The organism is Nocardia sp. NPDC057455, assembly GCF_042802775.1.
GTDB lineage: Bacteria > Actinomycetota > Actinomycetes > Mycobacteriales > Mycobacteriaceae > Nocardia.
In genome coordinates, this window is sequence record NZ_JBHVDM010000146.1 from 1 (window position 1) to 10043 (window position 10043).

Consider the following 10043-nt stretch of genomic DNA (forward strand, 5'->3'; position numbering starts at 1 on the left):
CGTATGCATACGGGTTGTTCGGTGCGCCCCGCAAGTCCCGGACATGGCTGTAATGTCGATGGTGTGCAGCGACGAATTATGGGGATCGAGACCGAGTTCGGTGTGACATGCACCTTCCACGGTCACCGTCGACTGTCCCCCGACGAGGTGGCCCGGTATCTGTTCCGCCGGGTGGTGTCCTGGGGCCGTAGCTCGAACGTGTTCCTCCGCAACGGTGCTCGGCTCTACCTCGATGTCGGGTCCCACCCGGAGTACGCGACCGCGGAGTGCGACAACCTGGCGCAACTGGTGACCCACGACCGTGCGGGCGAGCGGGTCCTCGAAGAGTTGCTGATCGACGCCGAGCAGCGTTTGGCCGAAGAAGGCATCGGCGGCGACATCTACCTGTTCAAGAACAACACCGACTCCGCGGGCAACTCCTACGGCTGCCACGAGAACTTCCTGGTGGTTCGCGCGGGCGAGTTCTCCCGGATCTCGGACGTGCTGCTGCCGTTCCTGGTCACCCGCCAGCTGATCTGCGGCGCGGGCAAGGTGCTGCAGACGCCGAAGGCGGCCACGTTCTGCCTGTCGCAGCGCGCCGAGCACATCTGGGAGGGCGTCTCCTCGGCGACCACCCGCTCGCGGCCGATCATCAACACCCGCGACGAGCCGCATGCCGACGCGGAGAAGTACCGCCGCCTGCACGTGATCGTCGGCGACTCCAACATGTCCGAGACCACCACCATGCTCAAGGTCGGCACGGCCGCGCTGGTGCTGGAGATGATCGAGGCGGGCGTCTCGTTCCGCGACTTCGCCCTGGACAACCCTATCCGTGCGATCCGCGAGGTCAGCCACGACCTGACCGGCCGCCGTCCGGTGCGCCTGGCCGGGGGACGGCAGGCCAGCGCCCTGGACATCCAGCGCGAGTACTACGCCCGCGCCGTGGAGCACCTGCGCAATCGGGACCGTGATCCGCAGATCGACCAGGTGGTAGACCTGTGGGGCCGCACCCTCGACGCGGTCGAGGCGCAGGACTTCGCGAAGGTGGACACCGAGATCGATTGGGTGATCAAGCGCAAGCTGTTCCAGCGCTACCAGGACCGGTACGGCATGGAGCTGTCCGATCCCAAGATCGCTCAGCTGGATCTGGCGTATCACGACATCAAGCGCGGACGCGGCGTCTTCGACCTGCTGCAGCGCAAGGGTCTGGCCAAGCGCGTCACCGAGGACGAGGCCGTGGACGCCGCGGTGGACACCCCGCCGCAGACCACCAGGGCCAAGTTGCGCGGTGATTTCATCACCGCCGCGCAGGAGGCGGGCCGCGACTTCACCGTCGACTGGGTGCACCTGAAGCTGAACGACCAGGCGCAGCGCACCGTGCTGTGCAAAGACCCGTTCCGTTCGGTGGACGAGCGCGTCGATCGCCTGATCGCGTCCATGTGAGCCGGGCGGGCATGATCGAGGCATGATCATCGCCTTCTCCGTCACACCGCTCGGGACCGGCGTCGATGTCGGGCGCGCGGTCGCCGAAGCGGTCCGCGTGGTGCGCGCCAGCGGACTGCCCAACCACACCGATGCCATGTTCACCACCGTCGAGGGGGATTGGGACGCGGTGATGGCGGTGGTGAAGCAAGCGACCGATGCCATCCTCGCCGTGGCGCCACGGTGCAGCCTGGTATTGAAGGCCGACATCCGGCCCGGCGTGACCGACGCGATCACCGCGAAGGTGGAGAAGGTCGAGCGTTACTTGGCAGAGGGCTGATGGTCCGCGTTCTGGTCGATGCAGCGGGCCACCACCGACAGGTTCGTTCTCCGACGGGCACCGGTCGATCGCCCGAACGGTGAGTGCGGAGTCGGGACGTGGTCGCCAACGCGCTCAGCGCACCCCGACCACGTCTTTCGAGCCAAGTGATACCGAGCATGTGCCGTTGACGCGCCGCGCCGAAGGCGCGGCCGGACAAACACTGCGCGGCCGCGCAGATTACCCTCTATCGGGTGGCGATATCCAAGGTCGAGCGGCTGATGAATCTGGTCATCGCGCTGCTGTCGACCCGGCAGTTCCTGACCGCGGAGCGGATTCGGGACAGTGTGGCCGGATACGAGGACTCCGCCAGCGACGAAGCGTTCAGCCGGATGTTCGAGCGGGACAAGAACGAACTGCGCGATCTGGGCATTCCACTGGAAGTCGGTCCGGTGAGCCGGTACTCGACGATCGAGGGCTACCGGATCAACCGCGATGCCTACGAGCTACCCGACATCGACCTGACCGACCAGGAGGCCGCCGCCGTCGCGGTGGCCGTGCAGATGTGGGAATCGCCAGAGCTGGCCGCCGCCGCGGAGGGCGCGCTGCTCAAGCTGCGCGCCGCGGGTATCCATGTGGAGACCGACGTCGCGGTGGCCTCGGTACCTGCCGTTCCGGCTCGGACCCGCGGCTCGGAACCGGTGCTCGGGAAACTTCTGGCCGCCATCGATGCCGGACAGGCGGTGCGGTTCGAACACCGCGGCGCGATCAACGCCCCCTATCTGATGCGCGATGTCGAGCCGTGGGGCGTCGTCACCCATCGCGGCCGCTGGTACTTGGTCGGGCACGACCGGGACCGGGACGCGGTGCGCAGCTTCCGGCTGTCCCGCATCGGCGACGACGTGACCGCCTACGGCGCGCGCAATGTGGTCCGCAAACCCGCGGGTGTGGATCTGCGCGCCATCGTCGACCAGGTCACCAGCACCGCGCCGGTCAGCGGGTCGGCGACGGTGTGGGTCGCCGAGGGCCGCGGACGTGAGCTCCGCCGAATCGGGCAGGTCGTCGACGAGCGCACCGTGGGCGGCCGCACGGGCTCCGTGGTGGAGCTGCCGGTGCGATCGCGTGACTGGCTGGCCCGGCTCATCACCGGCCTGGGCCCGGACGCGGTGGTGCTGGCTCCCGAGTCGCTCCGCGCCGATGTCATCGCGCGGTTGCGTTCGGTGTTCGACCGGACGGAGGTGCGGGCATGAACTCGCGGCTCTCGGTGCGCCTTTCCCGGCTGCTGAACATGATTCCGTATTTCATCGCGCATCCCGGCATCAGCGCGGCCGAGGCCGCCGCAGATCTGGGCGTGACCACCAAACAGCTCATGAGCGACCTCAATCAGCTGTGGATGTGCGGGCTGCCCGGGTACGGCCCGGGCGACCTGATCGACTTGGCGTTCTCCGAGGAGAGCATCGAGGTCACCTTCTCCGCCGGCATCGACCGGCCGTTGCGGCTGACCTCCACCGAAGCGACCGCGCTGCTGGTCGCGCTGCGCTCGATCGTCGACATGCCAGGCATGGTGGACCCGACCGCCGCCCACGCGGCCATCGCGAAGATCGAATCGGCGATCACGGGTGGTGTGTCCACCGACGCCGACGGGCGATTCCCGACCCCGCCGCAGGAGGCGCCCGCTGTGGCCGCCGTGCGATCGGCTCTTGCGCTCGGCCGGGCGCTGCGGCTGGTGTACTACTCCGCCAGCCGCGACGTGGTGTCCGAACGCATCGTCGACCCGATCCGCATCGTCCTCGTGGACGACAACAGCTACCTGCAAGCCTGGTGCAGGCAGGCCGAGGGAGTGCGGCTGTTCCGTTTCGACCGGATCGAAGCCGCCACCGAGCTGGACGAACTCGCCCGGCCACCCAAGCATGCCACCGAGGCGACGGCGGGCCTGGACCTGTTCCAGGACGATCCGGCGGTTGCTCTGGCGCATCTGCGAATCCACGCCGACTACGCTTGGGTGCTCGATCAATACCCGATGCATCGGCTGGCGGTGCACCCCGACGGCAGCTTGGAGGCGACCATGCGGTTCGCCACGCTGGACTGGATGGCCCGCCTGCTGCTCGGTTTCGGGGCGGGCGTCACCGTCCTCGGACCGCCGGAACTCGTCGCGGCGGTGCGCGAGCGGTCGAACGCCGCGCTTGCCGCCTACGAGGAAGCCGGATTCCTGGAGGCCCGATGAGGGACAAAGGGGCCCTACCGGCATGAACAGTCGTGTGCTGGTGGTAGGCGCGGGCAGTATCGGCACCTTCGTCGGCGGCAAGCTCGGCGTCGCGGGCGCGGAGGTCACCCTGGTCGGCCGCAGACGGGTGCTCGACGAACTCGACGCGTCCGGGCTCCGGCTGACCGACCTCGACGGCGGTGACGACGCGTTGGCGGCGGACCGATTCCACCGCGCCACCGAACCGGATGACGTCGGATCGGCGGATCTGGTGCTGGTGACGGTGAAATCGGCGGCAACCGCGGCGGCGGTGCGCGATCTCGCGGGCAAGATCCGGCCGGGCACCGTGGTGCTCAGCCTGCAGAACGGTATCGGCAACGACTCGGTGATCCGGGAGATTCTGCCGCACTGTGTGGTCCTGGCCGGCATGGTGATGTTCAATGTCGTGCACCACCCCGGCGGCCGTTTCCATCGCGGCACCGAGGGCGGGCTCGCTGTGCAGGACGACCCGGCGCTGGCGGCGTTCCTGGACGTGTTCGAGCGGGCGGGGCTCGGCTTGCGCCGGTATCCCGACCTGCGCCCGGTGCAGTGGGCGAAGCTCCTGCTCAATCTCAACAACCCGATCAACGCGCTGTCCGGGCGCCCGCTGCGGGAGGAACTCGCCGAGCGGGACTACCGCCGCTGTCTCGCGCTGACCCAGCGCGAAGCGCTCGCCGTGATGAACAAGGCGCGAATTCGTCCGGCCCGGTTGACTGCGCTGCCGCCCCGGGCGATGGCCACGCTGCTCACCGTCCCCGATGGCCTGTTCCAGCGGGTGGCCGGACAGGTGTTGGCCATCGATCCGCTGGCGCGTTCGTCCATGGCGGACGACCTGGAGCTGGGCCGCACGACCGAAATCTCCTGGCTGTGCGGGGAAATCGTCGGACTGGGCGCGATGGTCGGGATGCCGACGCCGGTGAATGAGCGGCTGATCGAATTGATCGTCGCCGCCGAGCAGGGCGGTCGGCGTGCGTGGACCGGCCGGGAACTACTCGGCCAGTTGCGGGCCGCCGCGGCGGGCGCCGTGCCCGAACGCGGGGCGAACGAGCAGTGACGGCGGCGTTCGCGCACGTCACGGTCCGGTAGCATCGAAATATCACAGTCTTGGGAGGTAGATCATGGGCAGTCTGAGCATCTGGCACTGGCTGATCATTGCGGTGGTTTTCGTGATGTTCTTCGGCGCGAAGCGGATGCCCGACGCGGCCCGCAGCTTGGGCCGGTCGTTGCGCATCTTCAAGAGCGAGGTCAGCCAGATGCAGCATGAGAGCAACGCGTCCGACAGTGGCGCGCCGGCTCAGCAGCCCGCACCGCAGCTGCCCGTCGCGCAGCAGTCGCCGCAGGCCACCGAGCCCCGTACCGAGCCGAAATCGGTCTGAGCGGATCCGCTCGCGCCGGAGTGAGGAACAGCTCACTCCGGACTCAGTGCTGTTGCCGAGCTGAGCGAGGCACGTGAACCCAGGGGCGATCACCAACCATGCGAATCCCGTTCGATCCGCGGCGTAGCAAGCGCAGGACGAATCCCGACGGCACGATGTCGTTGGTCGAACATTTGCAGGAGCTGCGTTACCGGTTGCTGGTGTCGATCGCGGCCGTGATCGCGACGACGGTACTGGGGTTCCTGTGGTACGGGCACGGGTTCCTGGGACTGGAGAGCCTCGGTGAGATCCTGCGCGGGCCGTATTGCTCGCTGCCCGCGTCGGCGCGGGCGACCCTGAGCCCCGACGGGGAGTGCCGTCTCCTGGCGACCGCGCCGTTCGAGCAGTTCACGTTGCGGTTGAAGGTCGGCATGACGGCGGGTGTCGTGCTGGCGGCGCCGATCTGGCTGTACCAGCTGTGGGCGTTCATCACCCCTGGGCTGTATGCCAAGGAACGCAAGTACGCGATCGGGTTCGTATCCTCGGGCACGGTGTTGTTCGCCGCGGGAGCGGTGCTGGCCTATGTGGTGATCGCGCACGCGTTGAGCTTCTTGCTGACCATCGGCGACAACGTGCAGATCACGGCGTTGAGCGGAACGCAGTATTTCAGTTTCATCCTGCAGTTGCTGATCATCTTCGGCGTCAGTTTCGAGACGCCGTTGCTCATCATCGGGTTGAACCTCGTGGGAGTGCTGACCTACCAGCGGCTCAAGGCATGGCGGCGGGGGATCACCTTCGGCTTGTTCGTGTTCGCGGCGATCGTGACGCCGCAGGATCCCTTCTCGATGTTGGCGTTGGCATTGGCGCTGACGGTGTTGTTCGAGGTGGCGATCCAGTTCTCCCGGCTCAACGATCGGCGCCGGGCGCGCAAGGAGCGCGAGGGGTTGGCTGCGTTGTCCGACGAGGAGGCCTCCGATCTGGGCGCCCCGGAGCCGATCGATCCGGCCGAGTCGCTCACCACCCCCGCGGAGAAATCCACACGACCGGTGTCGGACTACTCCGATACGCTCTGACGAGTGACAGATGACCGGTCGCAGATGGGCGAGTTGGCCGTATTTTCCGCCGAGCTGAAGTTTCGGCTGGATCCCTTTCAGCGTTCTGCCTGCGCTGCGCTCGAGGAAGGCCACAGCGTCCTGGTCTGTGCGCCGACGGGCGCGGGCAAGACGGTCGTGGGCGAGTTCGCCGTTCACCTGGCGCTGGCGGCCGGTGGGAAGTGCTTCTACACCACGCCCATCAAAGCGCTGTCGAACCAGAAGTTCGCCGACCTCACCGAGCGCTACGGCCGCGACAGCGTCGGACTGCTGACCGGCGACCAATCGATCAACCCGGGCGCGCCGGTGGTGGTGATGACCACCGAGGTGCTGCGCAACATGCTCTACGCCTCCTCGGACGCGCTGCGCGGACTGTCCTACGTCGTGATGGACGAGGTGCACTATCTCGCCGACAGGTTCCGCGGCGCGGTGTGGGAAGAAGTCATCCTGCATCTGCCCCCGGACGTGCGGCTGGTCAGCCTTTCGGCCACGGTGAGCAATGCCGAGGAGTTCGGCGCCTGGATGGAAACCGTGCGGGGCGACACCGCGGTGGTGGTCGACGAGACCAGGCCGGTGCCGCTGTGGCAGCACGTAATGGTGGGGCGCCGGATGTTCGACTTGTTCGACACCAAATCCACCGAACAGAAGGTGCTCGTCGACGAAGACCTGGTGCGGTTCATCCGCCACCGCGAGGCTGCCGACCGGATGAACAGCTGGGGCGCCCCGCGCAACGGCCGCGGCGGCCCGCGCCGGGACTTCCGTCCGCTGCCCCGGCCGGAGGTGCTCGCCAAACTGGACGAAGAGGGTCTGCTACCCGCGATCACCTTCATCTTCAGCCGGGCGGGCTGCGACGGCGCGCTCGCGCAGTGCCTGCGGTCGCGGCTCGACCTGAGCCGTCCGGAGGAGCGCGACGCGATCGACGCGATCATCGACAAGCACACCGGTGATCTGCCGAAGACCGATCTGGAGGTGCTCGGCTACTGGGAGTGGCGTGAGGCGCTGCATCGCGGCTTGGCCGCGCATCACGCCGGCATGCTGCCAGCGTTCCGGCACACCGTCGAGGAACTGTTCGTCAACGGGCTGGTGCGTGCCGTCTTCGCCACCGAAACGCTGGCCCTCGGCATCAATATGCCCGCGCGCACCGTCGTGCTGGAACGGCTGGTCAAGTTCAACGGCGAATCGCACGCGGAACTCACGCCCGGGGAATACACCCAGTTGACCGGGCGTGCGGGGCGGCGCGGCATCGACGTCGAAGGCCACGCGGTGGTGCTGTGGCAGCCCGAGGTGGACACCAGCGCGGTCGCCGGTCTCGCCTCGACGCGCACCTACCCGCTGCGCAGCTCATTCCGGCCGGGCTACAACATGTCCATCAACCTCATCGACCGAATGGGCGCCGACGAATCACGCGCCCTGCTGGAGCGCTCGTTCGCCCAGTTCCAGGCGGACCGGTCGGTGGTCGGGCTGGTGCGCGGCATCGAGCGCAACGAGGCGGCGCTGCGCAAGCTGCGCGACCAGATCGGCGGCGCGGAAGGCGGGTTCCTGGAATATCTGTCGCTGCGCGAGCGGATCAAGCAGCGCGAGCGGCAGCTGACTCAGCAGAGTCGCGCCGACCGCCGCGGTGCCGCGGTGGACGCGCTCGGCGCCCTGCGACGCGGCGACGTGGTGGCGATTCCGTCCGGCCGCCGCGCCGGGCTGGCGGTGATCCTGGAGCCGGACGCGACGCCCGGTGATCCGCGGCCGCTGGTGCTCACCGAGGACAAGTGGGCCGGCCGGGTGTCGGTCGCCGACTTCCCGGTGCCCGCCGAGGCGCTCGGGCACATGCGGCTGCCGCGCCGAGTGGATCACCGGACCGCGCGCATCCGCCGCGATCTGGCTTCCGCTCTGCGCAGCACGGGGATCTCGGTGCCGGGCAGGCCGCGGCGCGGCAGGCAGTCCACCGCTGCCGACGACCGCGAACTGGCGACCTTGCGCCGCAGTCTGCGGGCGCATCCGGCGCACTCCCGGCCCGATCGCGAGCAACTGTCCCGGGTGGGTGAGCGGTACAACCGGTTGCTGCGCGAGACGGAGGCGATGCGCCAGAAGGTTGCCGCGACCACCAATTCGCTGGCGCGCACTTTCGATCGAATTCTCGGTCTGCTGGAGGAACGCGGATTCGTGCAGGAGAGCGAGGTGACGCCGGACGGACGCAGGCTGGCCCGCCTCTACGCCGAAAGCGACCTGCTGGTCGCCGAATGCCTCAGGAAGGGACTGTGGCGCGGCCTCGGCCCGGCCGAACTGGCCGGCGTGGTGTCGGCCTTGGTGTACGAATCCCGCCAGGAGGGTGGGTATCTCGGTGCGAGCGGACCGACGGCGCCGATCCGGCGGGCGGTCGGCGCGACCATCGAGGTCTGGTCGGAGCTGCGAACCGATGAAGCACGGCACAAGCTGCCGCCGACCAGGCAGCCCGATCTGGGTTTCGTCGACGGCGTCTACAAATGGGCGCGCGGTGATGGGTTGGCCGAGTCGTTGCTCGCCAGCGGTGACCAGGGTGCCCCACTGTCGGCCGGTGACTTCGTGCGCTGGTGCAGGCAGGTGATCGATCTGCTCGACCAGATCCACGGCACCGCCGACGATCCCGAGGTCGCCGCCACCGCGGCCAAGGCGGTGCGGGCGATCCGCCGGGGTGTCGTGGCGGTGGACGCCGCCTGAGCGGAACGAATGGCGGGCGCACGGCAGCGGCAATAACAACACGGCGGATTCGATTGTGATTTGATTTCTTTCGCGTACCGACCGTGGCGGAATAGTCGTGTCATGCGACGAGGCCCACGCGGGGGGCTACCGTGTGTACAACGATGCGAGTGGAGGCAAGCAGATGAGCGGCCCGTACGGACCGAACGACCCCGGGGAGGGACGCAACGATCCCACCCAGCAGTGGGGTGGACAGCAGGCGCCGGGCGGAGCCGGTCCCACGCAGCAGTGGGGCGGTCAGCCGCAGACCCCGGCCTCGGCCCAACCGACCCAGCACTGGGGTGAGCAGCAACCGCAGCAGCAGTGGGGACAACCGCAGCAGCAGTGGGGGCAGCAACCGCAGCAGCCGCAGTGGGGGCAGCAGCCCGCCCAGGGCCAGCCGCAGTGGGGCCAGCCGCAGCAGCAGGACTGGGGCCAGCAGGGGCAGCAGCCGCAGTGGGGGCAGCAACCGCAGCAGCCTCAGCCGCAGTGGGGCGCTCCGGGCCAGCAGCCGCCGCAGCAGGGCGGCAAGGGCAAAGGCCTGATCATCGGTCTGTCGGTGCTCGGCGTCGCGGTGGTCGGCGCGATCGTCGCGCTCGTGCTCGTGCTGACCGCCAAGGATCAACTGGACCAGGCCGCGGTGCAGGACGGCGTGAAGAAAGTGCTGTCGGACTCCTACGGCATCCAGGACATCAGCGACGTCTCCTGCCCGTCCGGCCAGGAGGTCAAGGTCGACGCCACCTTCGAGTGCAGCGTGAAGGTCAGCGGCGAGGCCAAGAAGGTGAACATCAAGATCACCAAGGACGACGGCACCTACGAGGTCGGTCGCCCCAGCTAGGCTGTGTCTGTTTTTCCAGCGCCTGCGGCGCTGGGTGTTCGCGGCCCCCTTGTGGCTCGCGTCCGAGCGACCGCCGCTTGCTCCTTCGTCG

At 68.4% G+C, this 10043-nt stretch carries 9 protein-coding genes; all 9 read left to right on the top strand.

The window, feature by feature from the left end; all coding sequences use genetic code 11:
- The first annotated feature begins 63 nt into the window (after window positions 1-63).
- Window positions 64-1422, top strand: coding sequence for a Pup--protein ligase (pafA, locus tag ACFU5M_RS32980; protein WP_174186519.1), 1359 nt, complete (start codon window positions 64-66; stop codon window positions 1420-1422).
- A gap of 22 nt (window positions 1423-1444) precedes the next feature.
- A complete protein-coding gene (locus tag ACFU5M_RS32985; RefSeq protein ID WP_379055269.1) occupies window positions 1445-1741 on the top strand; it encodes an MTH1187 family thiamine-binding protein in 297 nt (98 codons plus the stop codon).
- A 233-nt stretch (window positions 1742-1974) separates the two neighbouring features.
- Window positions 1975-2970 carry a helix-turn-helix transcriptional regulator gene (locus tag ACFU5M_RS32990; RefSeq protein ID WP_379055271.1) on the top strand — a complete coding sequence of 332 codons (996 nt, stop codon included), beginning with the start codon at window positions 1975-1977 and terminating at the stop codon, window positions 2968-2970.
- Window positions 2967-3944, top strand: a complete 978-nt coding sequence (locus tag ACFU5M_RS32995) for a helix-turn-helix transcriptional regulator (protein ID WP_379055273.1) — start codon at window positions 2967-2969, stop codon at window positions 3942-3944. The genes ACFU5M_RS32990 and ACFU5M_RS32995 overlap by 4 nt, the downstream gene beginning before the upstream one ends.
- Window positions 3945-3966: 22 nt before the next feature.
- Window positions 3967-5016 carry a 2-dehydropantoate 2-reductase gene (locus ACFU5M_RS33000; protein ID WP_379055275.1) on the top strand — a complete coding sequence of 350 codons (1050 nt, stop codon included), beginning with the start codon at window positions 3967-3969 and terminating at the stop codon, window positions 5014-5016.
- Window positions 5017-5080: 64 nt separating this feature from the next.
- Complete coding sequence (tatA, locus tag ACFU5M_RS33005) at window positions 5081-5338, top strand: Sec-independent protein translocase subunit TatA (protein WP_379055277.1); 258 nt, start codon at window positions 5081-5083, stop codon at window positions 5336-5338.
- Between the two features lie 98 nt (window positions 5339-5436).
- Window positions 5437-6390 carry a twin-arginine translocase subunit TatC gene (gene tatC / locus ACFU5M_RS33010; protein ID WP_379055279.1) on the top strand — a complete coding sequence of 318 codons (954 nt, stop codon included), beginning with the start codon at window positions 5437-5439 and terminating at the stop codon, window positions 6388-6390.
- 24 nt (window positions 6391-6414) lie between these two features.
- Entirely contained in the window at window positions 6415-9096 is a 2682-nt protein-coding gene (locus tag ACFU5M_RS33015) for a DEAD/DEAH box helicase (RefSeq protein WP_379055283.1), read from the top strand.
- A 163-nt stretch (window positions 9097-9259) separates the two neighbouring features.
- Entirely contained in the window at window positions 9260-9952 is a 693-nt protein-coding gene (locus ACFU5M_RS33020; protein WP_379055281.1) for a DUF4333 domain-containing protein, read from the top strand.
- The last annotated feature ends 91 nt before the right edge of the window (window positions 9953-10043 follow it).